Origin of the sequence: Candidatus Poriferisodalis sp. (assembly GCF_965214215.1) — a bacterium.
Taxonomy (GTDB): domain Bacteria; phylum Actinomycetota; class Acidimicrobiia; order Acidimicrobiales; family Poriferisodalaceae; genus Poriferisodalis.
The window spans coordinates 2,508,111-2,530,381 of record NZ_CBDCBD010000003.1; the positions used below are offsets into that span (position 1 = coordinate 2,508,111).

Below are 22,271 nucleotides of genomic sequence, written 5' to 3' on the forward strand. Positions count from 1 at the left end.
CGAAGGTCAGGTGCTTGCCGGGGCCGGGCGGCGAGGGGCCCATTTCTGTCCCCAGTTCTCCAGCGCTCCCAGCACCGGCTTGAAGTCCGCAGCGGCCTCGGTGGGGATGTACTCGAAGCGAGGCGGACGCTGCGAGTACTGGCGCCGTTCGAGCAGACCGCTCTCGACGAGGTGGTTGAGTCGACTGGTCAGCACCGTGGGAGCGATGCCGAGATTGGTCTGGATGTCATCGAAACGGGAGAGCCCCAAGAGCACTGTGTCGCGCAGGATCAGCGGAGTCCACCACTCGCCCACGAGCTCTAGCGACTGCGCTATCGGACACGCCATGTGCCCGAAACTCTTGCGTTTCATAGATTCAAGGTACCAAATGTCGGCGTTCAGCCAGAAGAGGGCCTGGCGGGGAGGCGGGTGGCCACCAGGCTCGCCAAGAGTGCGGCGGATCCGAGGTAGGCAAATGCCCAGCGGAAGGTGCTGATCGTGGGCTCGCTAGAGCGACGGGATCAGTCGGTGGGAAGGCGCGCGAGGAGCTCGATCTTGCGTTCCTCGTACTCGTCGAAGCTGATCTCGTCGTTGTCGAACTGGTTCTGCACCTCTTCGACGAGACGAATCAGGTCCGCGGCCGACAGTTCCTCGTCGAGGTTGCCGTCGAGCACGGCGCCAGTGCCTTCAGGTTCGTCCGTCTCGGCGACAAGCGGTCCGCTCTGGGGGATCTTGCCCATGCGCTTGGCGCGCTTGGCCTCGGCCTTTGCCTTCTTGGCCCGGTCCCTCTGCAGTTTCTCGAACGTCGTGCGACCAGCAGCCATGACATCACCTCGCCCCTCTCCAGCGACCGATGCTACTGGGGGCCTGCCAGACTCCGGCCGCAGCTCAGCGGTTCAGATCGAGGGCCAGGCGTGGCCGGCGTAGCGGGCGCGGAGCAGCTTCTTGTCGATCTTGCCGGTGCCTGTCAACGGAATCTCGTCCGCGACGACGATGTCGTCGGGCAGCCACCACGAGGCCACACGCGGTCGGATCGCATCCACGACGGCGGCGGCGTCGAGCACCTCGTCGTCCGCCAGCTCGACGATGAGCAGAGGACGTTCGCCCCAGCGTTCGTGCGGCAGGCCGATGACCGCGGCAGCTGCGACGCCGGGCGCATCAAGGGCGGCGTTCTCCAGCTCGATCGAGCTGATCCACTCGCCGCCGCTCTTGATGACGTCCTTGGATCGGTCGGTCAGGGTCAAGTAGCCCTCCGAATCCAGCGCACCGACGTCGCCAGTTCGCAGCCAGCCGCCGTCGGAGGAAGGCAGGTGCCCCTCGGCAAATGCGCCGGGCTCTGCAAGCTCGCCGAGGTAGTACGCGCCGCACATCCATGGACCGCGTGCCTGGATCTCGCCGACACTGCGACCGTCATGAGGCAAGGCGTTGCCCTGCTCGTCGACCACTCGCAGTTCGATGCCGTACAGCTCGCGGCCGGCCTTCGCCTGGCGAGCTCGCTGATCGTCACGGCCGGCGCGCTGGACTCGATGGGTGAATCGCCCCGACGTGCCCTGGGTCATCTCGGTCATGCCCCAGACATGGCTGACCGTGACGCCGTATTCGTCTTCGAGCGTGTCGGTGAGCACTCGGGGCGCAGCCGAGCCGCCGACCGCGACCTTCTCCAATGACGGCACGGTGCGACCGGTGTCCTGGAGGTACTGCACGACGCCCAGCCAGATCGTGGGGACGCCCGCCGAGAAGGTGACGTCCTCGGCTTCGATGAGGTTGACGAGTGCTTCGGGGCTCAGGTCGGGTCCTGGCAGCACAAGCTTCGCGCCGCTCATGGCGGTGGCAAACGGCAGCGCCCAGCCGTTGACGTGGAACATCGGAACGGCGCCGAGCACGGCATGGCCTGAGTGGATGTCGTGCCCGTCGCCGGTGCAGCAGGCCCACGTCTGCAGCACGATCGAGCGGTGGCTTTGCAGGACGCCCTTGGGGTTGCCCGTCGTGCCCGACGTGTAGCAGAGCGTGGCGGCCGAACGCTCGTCGAATTCGGGCCACGCGGCGGGTCCCGCGGTGCCGCCAATCCAGTCCTCATATGCGATCTCGCCGGGCAGGTTCGCGGGTGAGTCCAGCCCGCCGAGCACCACCCAGCGGCGAACCGAAGGCGTGCGTGGGGCAAGACGGACAGCAATGTCGATGAACGACGGGTCGACCAGCACGACACGGTCCGCAGCGTCGTTGAGGATGTAAGTCAGCTGGTCGTCGTGAAGCCGTGGGTTGACGGTGTGCAGCACGGCGCCGACCCCGGTGATGCCGTAGTAGGCCTCGAGGTGGCGGTGGTCGTTGCAGGCAATCGTGGCCACCCGGTCGCCAGGTGCGATGCCGTCGGCGACAAGCGCGCCCGACACCAGGTGCGCCCGCTCTCCGATCTGGCCCCAACTGCTGCGCGTCGTGACGCCGGCTGAGTCGACAGCCACGACCTCGGTGTCAGCATGGCTGCGAGCTGCATAGGAGACGAGGGTCGAGACCAGCAGCGACCGGTCCATGGTGTTGCCGAGCAGGGCCGGCTCGGCGGGCTCAGCGGACATCAGCGGCGACGTTTCGCCGGCCTCAGCGCGCCGCAGCTCATCGGAGCAGACGGAAGAACGTCCGCACGTCGTCGACGAACAATTCGGGTTGTTCGAACGCCGCGAAGTGCCCGCCGGCCGGCATCTCGGACCAGTGGCGAATGTCTGAGTAGATCGGCTCGGACCAAGCACGCACCGGCGGAATGATCTCGTAGGGGAACTTGGCCACGCCGGTGGGCACATCCACCGTCATTCGGGGCATCTGCCTGAAGCTCTCCCAATACAGGCGGCCCGACGAGGCTGCGTTCGCGTTCAGCCAGTACAGCATGACGTTGTCGAGCATCTCGTCGCGGCCCAGCGTGTTCTCTGGGTGGCCGTCGCAGTCCGTCCATGCCCAGAACTTCTCCAGGATCCACGCAGCCTGACCTGCAGGCGAATCGGTGAGGCCGTAGCCCAGCGTCTGCGGCCGCGTGGATTGCTGCTTGGAGTAGCCCGAGTCCCAGTCGTTGTAGCGCTTTGCCGCTGCGAGGGCGCCGAGTTCCTCCTCGTTGGGCTCACGGTCCTTCGGGCGGCTGCCTCGCATCACCATGTTCAAGTGGATGCCCAGGCACACGTCAGGGTGACGGCTGCCCAGCGCACTGGTGACGGCGGAGCCCCAGTCTCCGCCCTGTGCGCCGAAGCGGTCGTAGCCCAAGCCGGCCATCAGCTCGGCCCAGCAGTCGGCAATCTTCTCGACGCCCCAGCCGGGCTCGGTCGGCTTGCCGCTGAAGCCGTAGCCCGGCAGTGAGGGGCAGATCACGTGGAAGGCGTCGGCCGCACTCCCGCCATGGGCGACCGGGTCGGCCAGGGGCTCGATGACTTTGTGAAACTCGACGACCGAACCGGGCCAGCCGTGGGTGATGACAACGGGCATCGCATCGGGCTCGGGGGAGCGCACGTGGATGAAGTGCACGTCCATGCCATCGACATCGGCCATGTACTGGTCGAACCGGTTGAGGGATGCTTCGCGGGCCCGCCAGTCGTAGGTGTTGGCCCAGTAGTCGCAAACTTCCTGGACGTAGGCGAGCGGGATCCCTTGGGACCAGTCGTCTACTGGTTCTTCCTCTGGCCAGCGAGTTCTCTCCAGGCGGTCTTTGAGGTCTGCCAGTTGCTCGTCCGGGACGTTGATCTGGAACGGTTCGATGCGCATTCGAGCACGGTAGTCCGCGGGTGCATCGGCGCCCGGGGTGCACGAGGGCCGGGGCGCCCGTGCTTCAAACAGATGCGGCGCTCTTTGTTGGCTCGCGGGGTCGCAGGGGCGCTGCATAACTGCGCGCGGCCGCCCCTGCCCACGCACACCCCTCGTTCTCTTGGCTGTCGCCGTCAGTCGTAGACGAAGCCGAGTTCCGCTGGTGGGGGGAGTTCGCCTCCGATGTGGCCCTCGGCTCGGAGGCTGGCAATCTCGGCGGGGGAGAGGCCGGCTACCTCGTTCATGACCTCGTCGGTGTGCTGGTCGAACAGGGGGGAGGGGCCTGCGTGGGCGGGGCGGACTCCGTCGAGAGTGAAGGGGCTGGCGATGTGGCGTTTGTGGCCGGTGACCGGGTGCTCGACGGTCTCGATGCGGTCCGCTAGGGGTTGATGTGCTGGTGCCGTCCAGGGGTCGCGGCAAGGCTCGGTGCGGGCGCCAGCTCGGCGCAGGGTTGCCTGGAGGTTTGCTCGGGTTCGGGTGGGGACACCGCCGTTGCGTTCGCTCTCTTCGAGCAGGTCTGTGATGACCTGCGCAGTCTCGGCTGCGTCGGCGAGGACGGCGAGCCAGCCGTCTGTGGCTTCGATGAAGCCGCTCCAAGCTGTTCCGGGCTCCCGGTTTCCCATACGGCCGAGGTCTCGGCCGGCCATCGATGCCAGCACGAGCGCTTCGCCGTTGTGCTGCCAGGTTCCTTCCTGCTGGGAGACGTCGATCTCTATGCCGGCGCCGGTGCTCTCGGCGTGATGCAGGCCGCTGAGCAGGGCGAATCCTGCAGCGATGCCGGCGATGGGGTCGGGGAAGTAAATGTTGGAGATGCGGGCGCCCTCATGCTCGTAGCCCTGCCGCTGCCCGAGGCCGCCCATTGCCTCGATGATCGAGCCGAAGCCGACTGCGCCGGAGTAGGGACCGTCGACGCCGAATGCGGGCATGCGCACCAGCACGATGCTGGGGTTGACCTCGGCCAGCGTGGCGAAGTCCAGCCCGAGCTGGGGCAGCACGTGGGCCGAAAAATTGGCAACCAGGGCGTCGCAGTTGCGGACGAGCTCCAAGAACGCGGCCTTGCCTTGCGGAGTCGCCAGGGTGACCACGCAGTCGCGCTTGCCCTTGTTGACGGCGTTGAAATGGCCGCCTGCCTCATAGAACCGGTTGTCATGGACCAGGTGTTCGAGGCCCGGCGCCATGCCATGGTCATAGGGCCGTTGTGTTCGGAAGCCGTCGAAGGGGTTCTGCGCCTCGATCTTGATGATGTCGATATCGAGCGGCGTCAGCAGGTTGCCGATATACGGGCCGGCCCAGGCGATGGTCATCTCGATGACCCGCAGACGGCCGGTGGGACGCAGTCTGGCGGCGGGGATGTCGGCTGGGGCTGAGTTTGCCGTCGGGTTTGCGCTCACGGCCGTCGAATGCGCGAGTGTGGAACTATCGGGCGAGCAGGCCGTCGGGAACGGATCGGTGCCCTGATCACTGACTCGCTGGTCTGGCACCGGCAGGCCAGGGGCCGCGTACGGCCGGATCGGTGCGGACACCGGGCCCGACGGCGTCTCGACAGTGCCGAAGAAGCCGCGTTCGACGAGGTGCTCGTCTGCCAACGCATCGAGCGGGGTCATCACCATGCCTATGGCCCACGGCGTTTCCAGCGCAAACTGGAACAGCTCCCGCTTGGTCCGGGCCGCGTACCAGGGCTCAATGACCTCGCGAATTTTGTCGATGTGGCGGACCCTGCGGTGGCGGTGGCTCAGCTCGGGATCATCGATCCACTCGGGCACGCCGATGTGCAAGCACTGCATCTCCCAGTCGTCCCGTCGGAGGGATCCCGGGCACACGTAGCCGTCGGCGCATTCGATGGCGCCCGATGGGTACGCCGTGGGTGGGTGCGGCCCCACTAACGGCCTCCGTCGCTCGCAGTGCAGCGAATCGCAGTAGCACAGCTCGACGGCGGTCAGAAGCGCGCCCAGCCACGACACATCCATGTGGGATTCGGCCCGCCGCAGGATCAGATGGGCAGCCCACGCTGCCAGGCCGCCGGCGCAATATTGGGCCTGCCAGCCCGGCAGTCGCAGCGGCTCGGCGCCCTCGTCGCCGTTGAAGCCCAAGAATCCGGTGGCGGTCTGCACCAGCAGCTCGTCGGCGATCACGCCCGGATCGTCGGCGCCCGCACCCCAGGCGGTCACCGTTACGAGCTTGGGTGCACCTTCGCCCTCGGCAGCGCGGGCGGCGAGTCGTTGAGGATCCCACGGCCCGTCGGCAAGCCCGGCCAGAGTGTCGCTGGCAATCACCACGTCGGGCCACAACGGGTCCAAGCCGTCAGCGGCGCAGTTCAGCTTGCCAGCGTTCAGATGCACATACAGCGGGCTCAGATCGCCGGACTGCAGCGGAACATCGTCGACCGGCTGGCGCCGGGCAGGGTCGCCACCCGGCGGCTCGACCTTGACCACTGTGGCACCAGCGCCTGCCAGCAGCCGACCGGCGAAGGGCCCGGCAATGCCGGTGGCCAGCTCGAGCACCCGCATCCCCGCCAGCGGCGGCTCGACTGCAACGGCTGCGTCGGGCGAATCGGGCATCGGATCACGGTATCGGTTGCGCTCAGGGCATTGCGGGCTGTGGGCGTGGGTACAAGGCCCCTGCCATGGCAGAGGCAAAGAGGGGTTCGGTAGGGTCCGCGGATGAGCTCCGAACAACTGCCCGACGGCCAGCACACCGGCGTCACGGTCTGCCTGAGCTTTGACTTCGACGCAGTCTCGATCTGGACGGGTCCCCGAGGGTCACGTTCGCCCAACCTGACCGCCCGCGGCGAATTTGCAACGATCGGCGCGCACCGGCTGCTCGATCTGATGGGCGAGCGCAGCCTCCCGACCACGTGGTTCATCCCCGGCCACACCATCGACACCTTCGGTGACGTGTGCGCCCGGGTGGTCTCCGACGGGCACGAAGTCGGCTACCACGGCTACTGCCACGAAGCCCCGTCGTCGAAGCGCGACGAAGCCGACGAGCGGGCCATCCTGACCCGATCCATGGACTGCCTGGAACGGCTCTCGGGCAGCCCGCCGGTCGGGCACCGGGTGCCGGGCGGCAACTGCGGGGACCGCTGGATCAGCCTGCTCATGGAGCACGGCTTCTCCTACGACTCCTCGATGGCCCGCAACGACTACGCCCCGACGTGGTGCCGCCTCGGCGACGTGCCCACCACCGATGGACCCCACCGCTTCGGCGACGAGGTGGACCTGGTGCAGTTGCCGTTTGACTGGATCCTCGACGACTGGCCCTATTTCAGCTACGACGGGCCGACGGTCCAGGGGTTGCGCACCCCCGATCACGTCTATGACGTGTGGTCGGCCGAGTTCGATTATCTGAACGTTCGTGTCGGCAGCGGGGTGTTTGTGCTCACCATGCATCCCCAGTGCATCGGCCGGGGCAGTCGGATGCTCATGCTCGAACGGCTCATCGACCACATGGCGTCCCAGCCCGGGGTGACCTTCGCCACGATGGCCCAGGTTGCCGACGATTTCCGGGCTGTCGCCACGCCCGGAGACTGCGCCAATCGTCGCCTCTAGCGGGCAAACGGCGAACCGCCGCCGGTCGACAAGCGATAGCTTGCCGCCGAGCGTCGCGAAGCTGATGCGGCTGCATCACCACACCGGGAGAGCCTGCGCATGATCGGACGACCCAGGGCGGCGGTGGCGGGCCTGCCGGAGTACAAGCCCGGCCGGTCGGCTGCGCAGGCCGCCGCCGAGCACGATCTGGCCGAGGCGATCAAGCTGGCCTCCAACGAGAACGCCAACGATCCGCTGCCGTCGGTGGCGGCGGCCGTCGCCGAAGCAGCCTTGGGCATGAACCGCTATCCCGACCATCGCTGCATGGAGGTGCGCGAAGCGCTGGCTGGCCGGCACGGCGTGGGGCTTGACCAGGTCACGGTGGGGTCAGGCTCGGTGGGGGTGCTGCAACAGCTCTTTGCTGCCTATGTCGATCCCGGTGACGAGGTGGTGTACCCCTGGCGCTCCTTCGAAGTGCATCCGGTGTTCTGTGCCACTTCGGCCGCCCGCGCAGTCACCGTGCCGCTCGCCGACCATGCCTTCGATCTCGACGGCGTGGCCGCGGCCGTGACGGATCGCACCAAGATCGTCGTGCTGTCCACGCCCAACAACCCGACCGGCACCGTCTGCACGACCGCAGAGCTGCTGCGCCTGCTGGCCGCGGTGCCCGACGATGTGATCGTGGTGATCGACGAGGCGTACCGGGAGTTCGTCACCGACCCCGCAGTAGCCGACCCGGTCGAGGCGATCCTGCCGAGCCACCCCAATGCGCTGGTGCTGCGGACCTTCTCCAAGGCGTACGGGCTCGCGAACCTGCGGGTGGGCTATGGGGTGGGGCACCCGGGCATCATCGGAGCACTCGACAAGGTGGCCCTGCCCTTCATCGTGAGCGGCATCGCTCAGATCGCAGCGCTGGCGTCGCTGGTGCCGCAGGCGGCGGCCGAGCTGGCCGAACGGGTCGCCGGCATCTTGGCTGAGCGCGACCGGGTGAACGCTGCGATGGCAGCGCAGGGCTGGCCAGTCGTGCCGAGCCAGGCCAACTTCGTGTACTTGCCAGTCGGCGAAGGGGCGATGGACCTGTTCGTCCGACTGGAGCGCCAGGGGCTCGTGACTCGCCCATTCGAGGGCGAAGGCGTACGCATCAGCCTGGGCACTCCCGCCCAGAATGACCGGCTGCTGGCCGCGCTGGGGACCTGCGATCCCAAACAATGAGCCCGATTGGCTGACTGAGAAGATGCGCGGACAGGTGAACCTTCCCGCTGTCGCTCCAGTTGTTTCCCGCTCTTGTTCGCTGTCGCTCACGGGCCGCTCGGGCCGCGGCTTCGCCTATCGGCTCAGCCTCTTGGGGCCCGGCTAGACAGCGGCCTCGCTGATCGCCTTCCACAGCAGGTCCAACTGGCCGCGATCGGTGCGGGACTGGCCAACGGCTACCCGGATGATGCTGCGACCGTCCAGCTTCGACGGGGTCAGGTAGGCCACGCCGCTGTCGTTCACCGCTGCGGCGATCGCGTCGGTGGCGCGGTCTGCGGCTTGTGCGCCAGCTTCGCCTTCGTCGGTGGCCCGGCAGCGGAAGCACACCAGCGAGAACGGGTGCGGGGCGACGATCTCGAATCGGTCGTCGTCGTTGAGTTGCTGCGCCAGCTCCTGGGCCATGGCCACGTGGTGACGCACCATCTGCCGGATTCCTGTGGCCCCGTAGCTGCGAAGCACCCACCACAGCTTGAGCGCTCGGAAGCGGCGGCCCAGCGGCACCTGCCAGTTGCGGTAGTCGATCACACTGCCGGCATCGCTCTGGGCGTTTCGCAAATACGGTGGGTCGATCGACAACGCTTCAGTGAGCGCCTCTCGCTCAGCGACGTAGAACGCTGAGCAGTCGAAGTTCACCATCATCCACTTGTGCGGGTTAAAGACGTAGCTGTCGACCAGCTCGACGCCGTCGTTGTGGTGACGGAACTCCCCGCAGATCATCGCCGTGCCGGCATAGGCGGCGTCGACGTGGTGCCACAAGTTGTGTTCGATTGCGATCTCTGAGATGGCCCGCACCGGATCGACGGCCGTGGTGCCGGTGGTGCCGACGGTCGAGCCGACGAACGCCGGCACGAGGCCAGCCGTCAGGTCGCTTGCGACGGCTGCAGCGAGGGCGTCGGGCCGCATCGCCTGATGCTCGTCGACCTCGATGAGCCGAACGTGCCCGAATCCGCCGATGTTGGCGCCCTTCTCGACCGAGCTATGCGCCTGCTCCGAGGTGTAGGCGACCATCTGTTCTACGGGCTGGCCGCTGCGAGTGCTCGCACGGTGACGGGCTGCAACCAAGGCGACATGGGTCGCGTCGGACGCACTGCCCTGCAGCACCCCGCCACCCACCGAAGTCGTCTTCCAGTGCTCGGGCAGAGCGCACAGATCCACCAGCCAGTCGAGCACGTGGCTCTCAACCTCGGTCAACGCCGGGGAGGCCGACCACAGCAGGCCGATCAGCCCGAGTCCAGCGGACACCGTGTCGGCCAGCACCGACGGCGGCGAATTGTTGGCGGGGAAGTAGGCGAACCAGCCCGGATGCTGCCAGTGGGTGACGCCCGGCAGCACCACCCGGTCCAGGTCAGCCAGCAGGTTCTCGAACGGCTCGGGCTGCTCAGGAGCAGCGTCGGGCAGCAACGCCCTGATGTCGCCGGGCTGCACGGTGGCGGCCACCGGCAGCGACTCGATGCGCTCCCAGTAGTCGGCGATCCAGTCGATGACGGCCCGACCGTGCTCGCGGAACTCATCGGGTGTCATGTGCGCGGGAGGCGACGTCAGTGGCGCTGGCACGTCTGGATCGGTCTGGTCCACGGCGCCGACGCTACTGGCCGATGTTGGCGCGACCGGAGGCGAATGCGCTCGGCGAGCGAGGCGATTGTCGCGGGGCAGCACGCCCGCAGCCACTGGCGGCACACGTTGCCTAGTGTGTGCGAACTGCGCCTGCTGGGACATCGGAGGCGCCACCGGTTGCGAGGGGAGACGAGATGGCGGACGGGGCGGCAGGCGACGCTGCGACTTCGGGTGTCGTCGGTTACGACGTGCCCGCCGTGGAGGCGTGGATCAACGAGAACGTCGAGGGCCTCGAACCGCCGTTCGAATGGTCTCAGCTCGAAGGCGGCCACAGCAACCTCACCTACAAGCTGACTGCCGTCGACGGCACCACGGCGGTGGTGCGGCGACCACCGATGGGCGAGCTGCTGCCCAAGGCCCACGACATGGGGCGCGAGTTCACGATCATCAGCGGCCTGGGGCCCACCGATGTGCCGGTGGCCATCGCATACGGCTACTGCGAGAGCCCCGAGGTGACCGGCGCGCACTTCTACGTGATGAGCTACGTCGAGGGCAAGCCCATGTTCGAGTCCGCGGATGCCCACGCGCACCTCACCCCCGACGGCCGGGCGCATGTGGGTATGTCGTTCATGGATGTGCTCGCGGCGTTGCACTCAGTTGATCCCGACGATGTCGGGCTGGGCGAGCTGGGCAAGAAAGAAGACTACGTCGGGCGTCAGATCCGCACCTGGTATCGCTCGTGGACGGCCTCGGCGGAATCGGCCCAGTACGACACTCCCGTCGTGCACGAGCTGCACGACTTCCTCCTGGAGCGCAAGCCCGAGCAGGGTCCCGCACGGGTCGTGCACGGCGATTACGGGTTGCACAACTGCCTGTTCAATCCCGAAGGCGAGCTGCAGGCCGTGCTGGACTGGGAAATCTCGACGCTCGGCGACCCGCTGGCCGACTTCGCGTATGCGCTGAACAGCTGGACTGAGCCGAGCGACGACATCCTCGAGGGCGCCGACCCGCCGACGCTGGTGGACGGTTTTGTCGGACGCGCCGACCTCATCGAGCGCTACGAGCAGCGCACAGGGGCCGACCTGTCGGACCTGTCGTACTACGTCAGCTTCAACCATTGGAAATCGGCGTGCATCATCCACGGCGTCTACGCCCGCTACATGCGCGGCCAGAAGCCTGCCGACGATGTCGACTTGGACCTGTACCGGGCTCGCATCGGCCGCGGCATCGAGCTGTCCGCCGCCGCTGCTGCGGCGATCTCCTAGCGCTGCGGGGCCCTGCGGACCGGCAATGCCGCGCACCGACTGGAACCCGATCCTGAGGGGCGAGTTCTCCAAGCCTTACTGGCCGATCCTGCAGCAGTTCGTCGCCGACGAGCGCGCCCAAGGACCGGTGTTCCCGCCGCAGGACCAGGTCTTCGCTGCGCTGCATCTGACGCCTTATGCCGAGGTGAAGGTGCTCATCCTCGGCCAGGACCCTTACCACGGCCCGCGCCAGGCGCACGGCCTGTGCTTCTCGGTGCCGCATGGCGTTCCCCAGCCGCCGTCGCTTCAGAACATCTTCGCCGAGCTGCGTGACGACCTCGGGATCGAGCCGCCGACGCACGGCAACCTCGAAGGCTGGGCGCGTCAGGGAGTGCTGCTGCTCAACGCATTCCTGACGGTGCGCGCCCGCCAGGCGGCTTCGCATCGCTCGGCTGGCTGGGAGACCTTCACCGACGAAGTGATCCGCGCCGTCAGCGCAAAGCCCGAACGGGTGGTGTTCATCTTGTGGGGAGCGTTCGCGCGCCGAAAGAAATCACTGGTCGACTTGACCCGCCACATCGTCATCGAGTCCGCACACCCGTCGCCGCTCAGCGCCCACAACGGGTTCATCGGCAGCAAGCCGTTCAGCCGAGCAAACGCCGCTCTCGCAGCCGCCGGCCGCCAGCCCATCGACTGGCGCCTGAGCGGCGAGCCGCAGACAGCGACTCGATGAGGCGCATGCTGAACCGACAAGGTGGCAGTTGATCTGCCGACAACCAGTCAGTTGAACCGTCAACGGCATGGCGTGGCTGAGAGCGGGCGCGTCGAGTCGTCGCTGAACCCGGCGATTCGAGGGGCGCGCAGCCGTCGGGCTAGCGCAGGGTGACGCGGCCGTTGGGGGTGTCGAGTGTTGCCTCGAAGCTGACGGTGTCGCCTGCGGTCACGTCCACGTCGATGCCGATGGCGCTGTGCAGCGCCTTGATGTGGTCCGGATCGGGGTGCGTGCCCGCGAGCGAGACGAGCGTGCAGCCGGTCGGTGTGACTGCCGCGGGGTGGGTGGTGTTGCCCCACTCGATGACAAAGGGGACCAGCCCAGGTCCGGCTGCCATCGTGAGCGACCAGTGGATCTCCTCGCCGTCGGGCTTCACCCGGCTCATCGCGGAGATCGGGCCTGGGTCTTCTCCGCAGGCGGCCATTGCGGCGGTCACGTCTTCGATGGTCTCGCCCGCCGAGGCGTGCACGGCGAAGGTGATGAGCCGGCCCTCGCTCATGGCGTCAATGGCGAACGGGCGGCCGTTCGGCGGATCGGGCTGTTCGGGGTCGGGAGCGATGATCTCGAGGTAGACGTCGTCGCCCAGCGACATCAGGGTGTTGCGGGTGCCCATCCCCGGATGAGGCCCACCCGGTGCGGCCGACATGCCGACCAGGGCCTCGACGGCTGCAGTCCCGGCTGCGAGGTCGGGTGCTGCGTACACGATGTGATCGATGGCTGCCATGCGGGCACGTTAGCCACGGCCGGCGGACCTGTCTGCGCCGGATGCGCTAGTCGAACGCCTCGGCGGCAGCCAGCTCGGCAATCCGGTCGCCGTCGTAGCCGAGATGGTCGGTGAGGACTTCGTAGAGGTGTTCGCCGAGTGCCGGCCCGGCAACTTCGGGCCAAACCTGGCTGCGCGACATGGAGAAGCGGGGCGCTTCGATGACCGTCGTGCCGTGTGTCGCGTGCGGGACCTCCACCCAATGGTTGCGGTGCTCGAGTTGGGGATCAACTGTTAGCTCGGGGCTGTTCTGCACCCGGTGCGCGGCGATGCCGGCTGCTTGGCACTGCCGTTCGACCTGCGCTTCATCAAGCTCGCCGGTCCACGCCGAGACGGCGGCCTCCAGTTCCTCCCGGCGGACCAGACGCTCGGGGAGCGGCAAGTCGGCGAGACCTGCGCAGCCGATGAGTCCTGCCAGCGACTGCCAGGCTGCATCGTCTTGCGCGACGACCGCGACCCAGCGGTCGTCGCCGGCTGCGGGGAACACCCCATGGGGACAGAAATGATTGCTGGCGTTGCCCACGCCGCCCACGACCTTGCCGTTGCGCAAGTACTCCAGCACGGCGGGCGCGATGAAGTGAATGGATGCCTCCGCTTGGGAGAAGTCGAGGTAGCGGCCTTCGCCGGTGCGGCGTTGGTGGTCGATGGCGGCAAGCAGACTGGCCGTTGCGGGGTGGGGCGAGGTGTAGTCGGTGATGGCGCCGTAGGGGCCGACCGGGGCTCGATCACTCCAGCCGGTGATGTTGTAGAAGCCGGCCAGCGCACCCGACAGGTTGCCGTACCCCGCATAGTCCGCGAGCGGGCCGGTCTGGCCGAACAGGCAGCTCGACAGCATCACCACCGACGGGTTGATCTCGCAGATGCTCTCGTAGTCGAGCCCCCACGAAGCCATGATGCGCGGCGTGTAGGACTCGCACACCACGTCGGCCCAGCGCACCAGATCCTCGGCCACTTCGCGGCCTGCCGCAGTGCCTGGATTCAGCGTGATGCCGAGCTTGCCGGCGTTCATGTTGTTGAACGTCGCGCCGTTCTCGGGCCCGGGCTCGTTGTTGATGAAGGGCAGGAAGGTGCGGACGGCGTCGAGCCTGACCGACGATTCGACCCGGATCACCGTCGCACCGGCGTCCGCGAGCAGGCGCGAGACAGTCGGCCCGGCCACAGCCCACATGAAGTCGAGCACCTTGAGCCCCGCCAGCGGTCGCTCGGTGGCCGCCGCGACGGATGGCGCAGACACGGCGGGTTTCCGTTGGCCGGCGAGCACCTCGTCGTTGTGCTCGCCCACCTCGGCAACTCGATCTGCCGAGCCGTCGGTCGGCTCGGGCTTCATCCAGTGGCCCGGGTATCGCTCGCCGTCGACGATGTCCCAGTAGTCACGGGACGCCAGCTGCTCGGAGTCGGCGACATCGGCAGTCGTAGCGACGGGTGCCAGCAGCAGGCGATGCTCGAGGGCCAGTGCGAACAGCTCGTCCTTGGTGTGCGCTGCGGTGAACGCCGCCACGCATTCCTTGATCCGCTCGAATTCTTCGAGCGTTTCGCTGCCGTCGCCGAGCGCCATGCCGTACTGCACCCAGTCCTTCGAGGCGGTCGCGGCATCGCAGAATCCAGCCTCGTGAACAAGCTGCATCATCCGAGCTGTCGCGGGTCCGATGGCTGCGCCGAACACATGGGTGAACGACACGTAGCCGTCGCTGGCCGGGTACACGACGCGCAGCCGGATGGGGCCGCTGCGGATGCCGCCGCCCCCTCGCAAGGTCAGCGGCGCACCGACCAGCGAGCACAGCACCGACGACATCGTCGAGTTCATGGCGACGGCCTGCGCGGAGATATCGATGTGCTGGCCCAGCCCCGACTGGTTGCGTTCCACCAATGCGAGCGTCACTGCTGCAGCGGCCTGGCCGGCGGCATGCAGGAACGCCTGCGGGACGCCGATCTGCAGCGGGGCCCGGTCTTCGTCACCGCACATGTGCATCGGTCCGCCCGCTGCCCAAACGGTCAGATCGGTGGCTGCCCAGCCAGCCTTGGGACCGGTCTGGCCGAACGGCGAGATCGATGCGACGACCAGCGCCGGATTGATCTCGGCGAGCGCTTCGGGTCCGAGGCCGAGCGACGCCATCTCGCCCGGAGCACCCGATTCGATCAGCACGTCAGCATCGGCCGCGAGCTGGCGCAGGGCGCTGGCACCCGCGGGAGTGGCGATGTCCAGCTCGACAGATTTCTTGCCGCGTGCATAGGGGGAGTGCACGAGCGAGTGGCCCTTGGAATCGAACGGGCCGAGGCGCCGCACCGGACTTCCCCCGGGCGGCTCGACGGCGATCACCTCGGCCCCCAGCCTCGCCAGGATGAAGCCCGCCAGATTGCCCCGGTCGTCGGTCAGGTCGAGCACTCGATAGGGCGACAGCAGCGTCATACGCCTGCCGAAGCTATTCGCTGAGAGCTCGGGACTCAGAGTCTCCCGGATGACGGCCTCGTCGGGGTCGGGCGTGCTCTCGAGCACCTCGACCGCCGCAGCGAAGTGCAGGCAGTTGCAGGCGGTTCGGCCGTCGAGCCCCGCCTTCGTCAATGCCACCTTCAAGCAGGACGCCGACGAGGTGAGCGCCGGACACCGCGATGTCGTCGAGCTCGCGACAGCGGTTGATCGACACGAGCACCTCGGGTCGGGCCAGCCGGAGGTTCATGAGCGGAACCAGGCTCTGGCCGCCGGCGACAAGTCGCACCCACCAATAGGGCCTACCGTTGGACAACAGGTGCAGGATCACGCCCACGACCGCGGTCTCTACCTTCGTACGATCGCCCCTGATCGCATCAGCTTCATGCCCCCGCTGATCATCGAAGCGGACGAGATCGAGGAGGTCACAAGGCACCTTGCCGGCGCACTCGATGACACCCTGAAAGCTCTCCGCACGTGACCTTCGATCCCGATCTCCTCACTGCCATCCGTGATCGCTTCCACCCCGCAGACGAGTGCCCGATCCAAGGCCCACGAGCATTCCTGGAAAACGCGGGTGGTTCGCTCACACTCACGCTCGACTACTACTCGGCTGGTGTACTCGAACCGCTTGGGCTTGATAACTGCGTGTGGGTATCCGCCCGTCACTACAACACGCGCGCCGAGATCGAACAGATGTTGGCGACCGTCAATCGGCTCGCTGGATCCTGATGGCACGGCGACGCAATCGCACGCCGTCGGCTCAGCCTCCGAGCCACCGAGTCACACCGGCGCCCGCCGGTGGTGCATACCGTCCGCTCGATGATCCGGACCGTGATCGGATCGTCGAACATGCCTTCGAGATGCTTGAAACGGTCGGGATGGCCGATGCTCCCGGACGGTACGCCGACTTGCTGCTGTCAACCGGGGCCCGTCGCCGCGACGACGGGCGGCTCCTCCTTTCTCGGACCATGGTCGAAGCTGCACTCGACCGCGCCCCGTCGACGGTGTCGCTCCCGGGCTTTAGCGAGGAACTCGGCGTGTCGATCGGGGGCGGCAGAGTGCACATTGGAACCGGCGGCGCCGCGGTGCAGGTACTCGACGCTAGATCCGGCACCTACCGCGAGTCACAGCTCAGCGATGTGTGGACCATGATGCGCGTCGTCGACGAGATGCCGAATATCCATTATGGGCTTCGACCCCTCGTCGCCCGCGACGTCCTCGATCCGCTCGAACTCGATCTCAACACCGCCTTCGCCGTCACCGCCGCCACTGCCAAACCCACCGGCCTGAGCTTTACCTCAGCGGCCACCGTCGACCCGGTCGTCGACCTGTTCGACATGGCGCTTGGCAGTGCGGGACGTTTCGCTGCGCAGCCGTTCTCGATGGCTGTTGTCGTGCATGTCGTGCCGCCGCTGCGATTCTCGCCGGAGGGTTGCGAGATCATGGAGCGGGCGATCGAGCGCGGGATGATCGTGCAGACATGCTCGGCCGGCCAGGCCGGCGCCACATCGCCGCCGTCGCTCGCGGGCTCGCTGGCCCAGGGGCTGGCCGAAATCCTCGCTGGCGTGGCGCTCGCCGATGCCATCAGGCCCGGCCATCCGTGCATCCACGCCTTCATGCCGTTCATATCCGACCTCCGCACCGGAGCGATGACGGGTGGCAGCGGCGAGGCCGCAGTCGTCTCGGCTGCCGCAGCGCAGCTGCTGCGCGATCTCGACATTCCGCACGCGGTATCGGCTGGCATTACTGAGTCGAAGGCGGCCGACAACCAGGCAGGGTACGAGAAGGGCTACACCGTCTCGCTCGCGGCGCACGCCGGCGCCGACATGGTGCAGCTCTCAGTCGGCATGCTCGGATCGATCATGGTCGCCAGCCCCGAGAGCTTGGTGATCGACAGCGACATGTGCGGCGCGATCTTGCGTTCGGTCCGCGGGGTTGAGGTCGATCCGGCCTATCTCGACCTAGCGATCATCGAAGAAGTTGTCGGCGGTGAGGGCCACTACCTGGGTAGCTCGCAGACGCTCGAGCTGATGCGCAGCGAGTACGTCTATCCCGAACTCGGCGATCGTCGATCTGTTGACGAGTGGGTGTCGGCGGGTGAGCCGAGCTTGTGGGACCGAGCGGGTGAGCAGGTTGCGGAGATTCTGGCCGCTGGCCGCCCCGACCATCTCGGTCCTACGAACGAGGCCGCGATTCGATCGGCCTTCCCGATCCATCTCCCGGAGTGCCCGTGACCGATCGTTTCGAGATCGCCGTCATCGGCGGCGGTGCCGTCGGGACCTCAATTCAGTGGCATCTCGCCCAGGCTGGCCGCACCGACTCGGTGCTGATCGAGAAGCACGAGCTGACGGCCGGGTCGACGTGGCACGCCGCGGGCAACGTTCCCACCTTCTCCAACAGCTGGCTCGGTCAGCGAGCCGGCAACTATGCGTGGCGGGTCTACTCGGAGCTGGCCAAGGACCCGAGCGACCCAATCACGTATCGCCACACCCAGGCGTTCTGGCCGGGCCACACCGAAAGTCGAATCGATCACTTCCACCATCTCGTCGCGATCGCCACCGGACTCGGCTTCGACCTCGAAATCGTTTCGCCCGCCGAGATGGAGGCGATGCACCCATACTGGTCCGACGACGGCACCGTGATCGCCGGCTTGCTCGATCCCTACGAGGGCGATATCGATCCGAGCGGTCTGACGCAGTCCCTCGCCCGCCGCTCTCGCGCTATGGGCGCCGAGGTGCGACGGCACTCGCGCGTGGTCGCCATCGACCGGCTCGATGGCACCGACGCCCGTTGGCGGGTCCACGTTGAGCGCAACGGCGAGAACTACGCGATCGAGTGCGACATCGTCATCAACGCGGCCGGGTTCTACGGCGCCGAGATCTCGGCGATGGCCGGCATGGAGGTGCCGCTCGCCGTGCTCGAACACCAGTACCTCGTCACCGGTGCCGTGCCGGAGCTGGTCGCCAACACCGACGTGTTCCCGCTCGTGCGCGACCCGGAGATCATGTTCTACCTCCGGCGCGAGAACGACCGGCTGCTGTTCGGCAACTACGGCCATGAGGGCCGCACCGTTTGGGAGGACGTCAAACCCGACGTATTCGACGCCTCGCTCTTCGCCCCCGACGACGAGGGCATCGCCGACATCGCCGAGCTGGCGATGGCCCATGTGCCGCTGCTCGGCGAGGTCGGCATCGCCGAGTTCGTCAACGGCCCGATCACCTATACGCCCGACATGAACCCGATGATCGGCCCCGCTCCCGGCGTCGATGGCTTCTACCAAGCGGTCGGAGTGCAGATCGGCATCACCCACGCCGCCGCGGTTGGCAAGGTCCTCACCGAGATGATCACCGGCGGCGACACCGAGTGGGACGTGTGGCCCTGGGATCCCCGCCGCTTCGGCGACTGGGCGCTCGCCGGCTCGGGCCGCGGTTCCTACGCCAACACCCGCGCGCGCGAGATGTTCGAGCACCAATACGGCGCCCCCTTCCCTCACCGAATGTGGACCTCGGCTCGGCCGGTCCAAAAGACTGCGCTCTACGACACGCTCGCCGCCAAGGGTGCCCGGATGGGCCAGATCGCCGGCTGGGAGCGGGCGTTCTGGTTCGGCGCGCAGGAGTACTCCCATGACACGCTCAGCTACCGCGACGAGCACTGGCACGACGCAGTCGCCGAGGAGTGCCGGGCGGTGCGTGACCACGTTGGCATCATGGATCACGGCGGCTTCACCCGCTACGAGATCTCCGGACCCGGTGCAGCGGGCTTCCTCGACCGCATGGTCTGTACCCGGCTACCCGCGCTCGGTCGGGTGCGGCTGTCCTATTTGCTGCGCCCGAACGGCACGGTGTGGAGCGAGGCCACGATCGGACGATTCTCCGAGGACCACTTCCTCTGGCTCGGGCCGACAGCGGCTCGTGAGCGTGACCTCGACTGGCTCCAGCGCCATCTACCTGCCGACGGCTCGGTCGAAGTCAAATTTGGCACCGAGCGCACCTCGACCCTGATGGTGATGGGGCCGAACTCTCGTGAGCTTTTGTCCCGGCTGACCGACGCCGACCTCTCGAAGGCAGCGGCGCCGTGGATGTCGCTGCGCGAGATCGAGATCGCCGGCGTAATCGCCACCGCCCTGCGGGTCAGTTTCGTCGGTGAGCTCGGCTGGGAACTCCACGTCGACGACGCCGACCTCGTCAAGCTCTATCAAGCCCTCCATGCTGAAGGCGCCGATCTCGGGCTGCGCGACTTCGGCTCGTACGCCCTCAACGCCATGCGCGTCGAGAAGGGCTATCACGGGTGGGGGAGTGAGTTCGGCGTGGAGTACACGCCCTTCGATGCCGGCCTCGACCGCTTCCTCGATCTGGACAAGCCCGACTTCATCGGCTGCGAATCAGTCCAAGCGATGGCCAAGCGGCCGATCGACTGGAGCTACGGCGTGTGGACCGTCGACACATCCACGATGCCCGCCCCCGAGGGCAACCCGCAGCCTTCGGCCCCGATCCGGGTCGCCGGCGAGGCGGTCGGTTTCGTAACCTCGGCGTCGATGGGTTTCCGCACCGGCGAGCGGATCTGTCTCGGCTACGTCGAAGGCCGTCACGCCCACACCATCGACGGGTTCACGATCGACGGCTTCGGCGCCCACCTGCGCGCCGTCCGCCATGAACACGGGGTCTACGACCCCGACCACGAACGGCCACGGGGGTAGGACACAGTGCGCGTCGTGCAGTTCGGACTCGGCACGAAGGGTCTCGCGATGGCGTCCACGCCGCTCGACACGGGAGTCAATCTCGTGGCCACGGACACCGTCGAGAGCGCCCGAGGCGCGTTCGCCGACGCCGGCAACGGCGATCTCGACTACTCCGCCCTCTACCTCACCATCCGTTCAGGAGAATCCGCATGACCAACCTCTTGCCCATCACCTTGCCGACCGACGGTCTCGCCGGCTGCTTCATCGACGGCGAGTGGATCACCCCGGAAAGGAGCCTCGAGGTCGAGAACCCCTCGCGTCGGGAGGTCATCGCCGATGCCCTGATCAAGGTGCTCGGCCAGGACGCGGTCATTCGCTCCGAGCTGGGTCCGACACTCTCGGAGGAAGCGGTCACGCGGCTCGTCCACGCCCGGCCCGGCGGCCAAGCACTCACGCTGGTCCCGTGCGAGGTCACCGCGGTTGCGGGAATGGTCTTGTTGCGCAAACACGGGGCGCTCACCGTGAACACCCACGGCCAGCTGCCCGGTTATCTGGCAAGTCGCTCGGGTGGAGCTAAGGGGAATTGAACCCCTGACCTCTTCCATGCCATGGAAGCGCTCTACCAACTGAGCTATAGCCCCGAGGCTCCACGACGATACCAGCGCGCCGCTGAAACCTGAAAGTGACGGTGAGGTGTGCGCGACGCCGCCGCAGGCGTAACGTCGGCCCCATGAGCATCCCTGTGGCGCCCGGTGACATCGGCAAGCAGATGGAGCAGTTCGGCACGGTGGCGTACGTGCTGACGGTGCGTGACGACACAACCCCTCACATCGCCCACCTGGACATGCGACTCGACGGCGACGTGCTGCGCTGCGGCGCCAGCCGATCGGCCGCGGCCAATGTTGTGCAGCGGCCAAGCATTTCGGTGCTGTGGCCGCCGTATGAACCTGGCGGCTATTCGATGATCGTGGATGCCGCAGCCCGCACCGTCGACGGTGCCGAAGGTCTCGAGCTGGAGCTGCGCCCGACCTCAGGCGTCCTGCATCGGCCCGCGACACCCGCCACCCCGGCGACCAATCCCAACTGCGCGTCGGACTGCGCCCCGCTCGGCGCCTGAGCCAACTGGCGCTAGCTCTTCAGGTCGTTGCTGTGTGTGATGCTTCAACGACGTTCGAGCTAGCTGGCGCTAGCTCTTCAGGTCGTTGCTGTGTGTGATGCTTCAACGACGTTCGAGCTAGCTGGCGCTAGCTCTTCAGGTCGTTGAAGATCGTCTCCCAGCGGGAGCGGTCGCCCTTGTAGGGGGCGTAGAAGCTGACCCGGTCCACTACGTCGGAGAAGCGGCGTTTCAGCTCGGTGGCAACTTGCTCGGGCTCGGCCACCACGGCGAACGCATCGAGAATGTCATCGTCGACCAGGTTCGCCATCTCGACCCAGCGGCCTTCCTTGGACATGGCGTTCAGCTCGGTCTGCATGTCGCCCCAGCCGTGGCACTCCAGCACGGGCCGGTACGCCGGCGTGGAACCGTAGAACGCGACCTGCTGCTTAGTGGCATCCCTGGCCTTGGCCATGTCCTCTTCGGTGTTGCCGGTCACGATGAACGACGGGCCCGAGATCGTGATCTCGCTGGGATCACGGCCTGCGCGCGCAGCACCCCGTTCGATCGCCGGGATGGTCTCCTCACGCAGGTACTTTTCGGTGGTGAAGCCGTGGCAGAGGAAGACATCGCAGGTCTCGCCGGCCACCTCGGTCATCAGCGGGCCGACGCCGGCCAGCGCCAGTCGGGGAGCGCCGTAGGGGTTCGCGCCAGGGTCGAAGAACGGCGTCATCAAGGTGTGCTCGTAGAAGTCGCCACGGAAGTTCAGCTTCTCGCCGTCGTTCCAGCAGGCCCAGATGGCCTTGATCGCCAGGATCATCTCGCGCATGCGAGCGGCGGGCTTGGACCACTCCATTGAGAAACGCCGGGTGATGTGCGGACGAATCTGGCTGCCGAGGCCCAAGATGAACCTGCCCTGCGACAGCAGCTGGATGTCGTTTGCGCTGTAGGCCAGCGACATCGGGTTGCGGGCGAAGCCCACCACGATGCTGGTGCCCAGCTCCACCGTCGAGGTGGCATGAGCCATGAGGGGAAGCATGGTGAACGGGTCGTGGCTGGTCTCTGGCACCCACAATCCGTCGTAACCCAACGCTTCTTGCTCTTGACTCGACTCGATGATCCCATCGAATCCGCTAGTGACTCCGAGGCCGCCGTCTACCTTCATGGCCCCGACGCTAGTGGTCTGCGATTGCGGTGTCTCAGGA

At 67.1% G+C, this 22,271-nt stretch carries 19 protein-coding genes, 1 tRNA gene and 1 pseudogene; 10 read left to right on the forward strand and 11 right to left on the reverse strand.

The genetic code is table 11. The features are described 5' to 3' along the window. Positions 1 to 6: 6 nt before the first annotated feature. From ACOOF5_RS13575 to ACOOF5_RS13595, 5 genes are all read right to left on the reverse strand, one after another. The gene (locus ACOOF5_RS13575) at positions 7 to 351 is read right to left on the reverse strand and encodes a winged helix-turn-helix transcriptional regulator (RefSeq protein ID WP_420440017.1); all 345 of its coding nucleotides are present in this window, start codon (positions 349 to 351) and stop codon (positions 7 to 9) included. 149 nt (positions 352 to 500) lie between these two features. Further along, positions 501 to 803, reverse strand: coding sequence for a hypothetical protein (locus ACOOF5_RS13580; protein WP_420440019.1), 303 nt, complete (start codon positions 801 to 803; stop codon positions 501 to 503). A 72-nt stretch (positions 804 to 875) separates the two neighbouring features. Beyond that, the gene (locus tag ACOOF5_RS13585) at positions 876 to 2,549 is read right to left on the reverse strand and encodes a long-chain fatty acid--CoA ligase (protein ID WP_420440021.1); all 1,674 of its coding nucleotides are present in this window, start codon (positions 2,547 to 2,549) and stop codon (positions 876 to 878) included. Positions 2,550 to 2,586: 37 nt separating this feature from the next. Further along, the gene (locus ACOOF5_RS13590; protein WP_420440023.1) at positions 2,587 to 3,717 is read right to left on the reverse strand and encodes an epoxide hydrolase family protein; all 1,131 of its coding nucleotides are present in this window, start codon (positions 3,715 to 3,717) and stop codon (positions 2,587 to 2,589) included. 173 nt (positions 3,718 to 3,890) lie between these two features. Continuing rightward, complete coding sequence (locus ACOOF5_RS13595) at positions 3,891 to 6,314, reverse strand: CoA transferase (protein WP_420440025.1); 2,424 nt, start codon at positions 6,312 to 6,314, stop codon at positions 3,891 to 3,893. A 102-nt stretch (positions 6,315 to 6,416) separates the two neighbouring features. On the opposite strand from ACOOF5_RS13595, the gene ACOOF5_RS13600 reads away from it, so the two are divergent. Both ACOOF5_RS13600 and ACOOF5_RS13605 read left to right on the forward strand, forming a co-directional pair. Further along, entirely contained in the window at positions 6,417 to 7,304 is an 888-nt protein-coding gene (locus ACOOF5_RS13600) for a polysaccharide deacetylase family protein (protein WP_420440027.1), read from the forward strand. A gap of 99 nt (positions 7,305 to 7,403) precedes the next feature. Beyond that, the gene (locus ACOOF5_RS13605) at positions 7,404 to 8,495 is read left to right on the forward strand and encodes a histidinol-phosphate transaminase (RefSeq protein ID WP_420440029.1); all 1,092 of its coding nucleotides are present in this window, start codon (positions 7,404 to 7,406) and stop codon (positions 8,493 to 8,495) included. 141 nt (positions 8,496 to 8,636) lie between these two features. Here the strand turns inward: ACOOF5_RS13605 and ACOOF5_RS13610 are convergent, their stop codons facing one another. Beyond that, on the reverse strand, positions 8,637 to 10,109 hold the full coding sequence (locus ACOOF5_RS13610; protein WP_420440031.1) for a pyridoxal-dependent decarboxylase: 1,473 nt from the start codon (positions 10,107 to 10,109) through the stop codon (positions 8,637 to 8,639). 173 nt (positions 10,110 to 10,282) lie between these two features. On the opposite strand from ACOOF5_RS13610, the gene ACOOF5_RS13615 reads away from it, so the two are divergent. Further along, positions 10,283 to 11,353: a phosphotransferase family protein gene (locus ACOOF5_RS13615; RefSeq protein WP_420440033.1), complete on the forward strand. Its 1,071-nt coding sequence runs from the start codon at positions 10,283 to 10,285 to the stop codon at positions 11,351 to 11,353. Positions 11,354 to 11,378: 25 nt separating this feature from the next. Beyond that, positions 11,379 to 12,065 carry a uracil-DNA glycosylase gene (ung, locus tag ACOOF5_RS13620; RefSeq protein WP_420440035.1) on the forward strand — a complete coding sequence of 229 codons (687 nt, stop codon included), beginning with the start codon at positions 11,379 to 11,381 and terminating at the stop codon, positions 12,063 to 12,065. Between the two features lie 139 nt (positions 12,066 to 12,204). Here ung and ACOOF5_RS13625 read toward each other — a convergent pair whose 3' ends face one another. The 3 genes and pseudogenes from ACOOF5_RS13625 to ACOOF5_RS13635 form a co-directional block, all read right to left on the reverse strand. Next, a complete protein-coding gene (locus tag ACOOF5_RS13625) occupies positions 12,205 to 12,828 on the reverse strand; it encodes a VOC family protein (RefSeq protein ID WP_420440037.1) in 624 nt (207 codons plus the stop codon). 46 nt (positions 12,829 to 12,874) lie between these two features. Beyond that, on the reverse strand, positions 12,875 to 15,433 hold the full coding sequence (locus ACOOF5_RS13630; protein ID WP_420440039.1) for a CaiB/BaiF CoA transferase family protein: 2,559 nt from the start codon (positions 15,431 to 15,433) through the stop codon (positions 12,875 to 12,877). A 31-nt stretch (positions 15,434 to 15,464) separates the two neighbouring features. Further along, positions 15,465 to 15,728: pseudogene (locus ACOOF5_RS13635) on the reverse strand (FAD binding domain-containing protein); the annotation flags it as partial. Positions 15,729 to 15,769: 41 nt separating this feature from the next. On the opposite strand from ACOOF5_RS13635, the gene ACOOF5_RS13640 reads away from it, so the two are divergent. From ACOOF5_RS13640 to ACOOF5_RS13660, 5 genes are read left to right on the forward strand one after another with little or no spacing between them, the layout of a single operon-like run. Then, on the forward strand, positions 15,770 to 16,024 hold the full coding sequence (locus ACOOF5_RS13640) for a hypothetical protein (RefSeq protein ID WP_420440041.1): 255 nt from the start codon (positions 15,770 to 15,772) through the stop codon (positions 16,022 to 16,024). Next, on the forward strand, positions 16,024 to 17,529 hold the full coding sequence (locus ACOOF5_RS13645) for a trimethylamine methyltransferase family protein (RefSeq protein WP_420440043.1): 1,506 nt from the start codon (positions 16,024 to 16,026) through the stop codon (positions 17,527 to 17,529). Before ACOOF5_RS13640 ends, ACOOF5_RS13645 begins: the two co-directional genes overlap by 1 nt. Next, positions 17,526 to 19,991 (forward strand): FAD-dependent oxidoreductase, encoded by a 2,466-nt coding sequence (locus tag ACOOF5_RS13650; RefSeq protein WP_420440045.1) that lies wholly within the window; start codon positions 17,526 to 17,528, stop codon positions 19,989 to 19,991. Before ACOOF5_RS13645 ends, ACOOF5_RS13650 begins: the two co-directional genes overlap by 4 nt. A 15-nt stretch (positions 19,992 to 20,006) precedes the next feature. Next, positions 20,007 to 20,186: a hypothetical protein gene (locus tag ACOOF5_RS13655; protein WP_420440047.1), complete on the forward strand. Its 180-nt coding sequence runs from the start codon at positions 20,007 to 20,009 to the stop codon at positions 20,184 to 20,186. Further along, entirely contained in the window at positions 20,183 to 20,560 is a 378-nt protein-coding gene (locus tag ACOOF5_RS13660; RefSeq protein ID WP_420440049.1) for a hypothetical protein, read from the forward strand. Before ACOOF5_RS13655 ends, ACOOF5_RS13660 begins: the two co-directional genes overlap by 4 nt. Here ACOOF5_RS13660 and ACOOF5_RS13665 read toward each other — a convergent pair. Next, positions 20,542 to 20,614 (reverse strand) — tRNA-Ala (locus ACOOF5_RS13665). The genes ACOOF5_RS13660 and ACOOF5_RS13665 overlap by 19 nt on opposite strands. Positions 20,615 to 20,703: 89 nt before the next feature. Here ACOOF5_RS13665 and ACOOF5_RS13670 point away from each other — a divergent pair. Further along, on the forward strand, positions 20,704 to 21,090 hold the full coding sequence (locus ACOOF5_RS13670) for a pyridoxamine 5'-phosphate oxidase family protein (RefSeq protein ID WP_420440051.1): 387 nt from the start codon (positions 20,704 to 20,706) through the stop codon (positions 21,088 to 21,090). A 127-nt stretch (positions 21,091 to 21,217) separates the two neighbouring features. Here the strand turns inward: ACOOF5_RS13670 and ACOOF5_RS13675 are convergent, their stop codons facing one another. Further along, on the reverse strand, positions 21,218 to 22,231 hold the full coding sequence (locus ACOOF5_RS13675; RefSeq protein ID WP_420440053.1) for an LLM class F420-dependent oxidoreductase: 1,014 nt from the start codon (positions 22,229 to 22,231) through the stop codon (positions 21,218 to 21,220). Between the last annotated feature and the right edge of the window lie 40 nt (positions 22,232 to 22,271).

Excerpts from the sequence above, each read along its gene's own strand:
- ung (WP_420440035.1), top strand. The coding sequence starts at position 11,379 with ATGCCGCGCACCGACTGGAACCCGATCCTGAGGGGCGAGTTCTCCAAG.
- ACOOF5_RS13675 (WP_420440053.1), bottom strand. The coding sequence starts at position 22,231 with ATGAAGGTAGACGGCGGCCTCGGAGTCACTAGCGGATTCGATGGGATC.
- ACOOF5_RS13605 (WP_420440029.1), top strand. The coding sequence starts at position 7,404 with ATGATCGGACGACCCAGGGCGGCGGTGGCGGGCCTGCCGGAGTACAAG.
- ACOOF5_RS13595 (WP_420440025.1), bottom strand. The coding sequence starts at position 6,314 with ATGCCCGATTCGCCCGACGCAGCCGTTGCAGTCGAGCCGCCGCTGGCG.
- ACOOF5_RS13590 (WP_420440023.1), bottom strand. The coding sequence starts at position 3,717 with ATGCGCATCGAACCGTTCCAGATCAACGTCCCGGACGAGCAACTGGCA.
- ACOOF5_RS13660 (WP_420440049.1), top strand. The coding sequence starts at position 20,183 with ATGACCAACCTCTTGCCCATCACCTTGCCGACCGACGGTCTCGCCGGC.
- ACOOF5_RS13580 (WP_420440019.1), bottom strand. The coding sequence starts at position 803 with ATGGCTGCTGGTCGCACGACGTTCGAGAAACTGCAGAGGGACCGGGCC.
- ACOOF5_RS13575 (WP_420440017.1), bottom strand. The coding sequence starts at position 351 with ATGAAACGCAAGAGTTTCGGGCACATGGCGTGTCCGATAGCGCAGTCG.
- ACOOF5_RS13670 (WP_420440051.1), top strand. The coding sequence starts at position 20,704 with ATGAGCATCCCTGTGGCGCCCGGTGACATCGGCAAGCAGATGGAGCAG.
- ACOOF5_RS13585 (WP_420440021.1), bottom strand. The coding sequence starts at position 2,549 with ATGTCCGCTGAGCCCGCCGAGCCGGCCCTGCTCGGCAACACCATGGAC.
- ACOOF5_RS13600 (WP_420440027.1), top strand. The coding sequence starts at position 6,417 with ATGAGCTCCGAACAACTGCCCGACGGCCAGCACACCGGCGTCACGGTC.
- ACOOF5_RS13645 (WP_420440043.1), top strand. The coding sequence starts at position 16,024 with ATGGCACGGCGACGCAATCGCACGCCGTCGGCTCAGCCTCCGAGCCAC.
- ACOOF5_RS13615 (WP_420440033.1), top strand. The coding sequence starts at position 10,283 with ATGGCGGACGGGGCGGCAGGCGACGCTGCGACTTCGGGTGTCGTCGGT.
- ACOOF5_RS13625 (WP_420440037.1), bottom strand. The coding sequence starts at position 12,828 with ATGGCAGCCATCGATCACATCGTGTACGCAGCACCCGACCTCGCAGCC.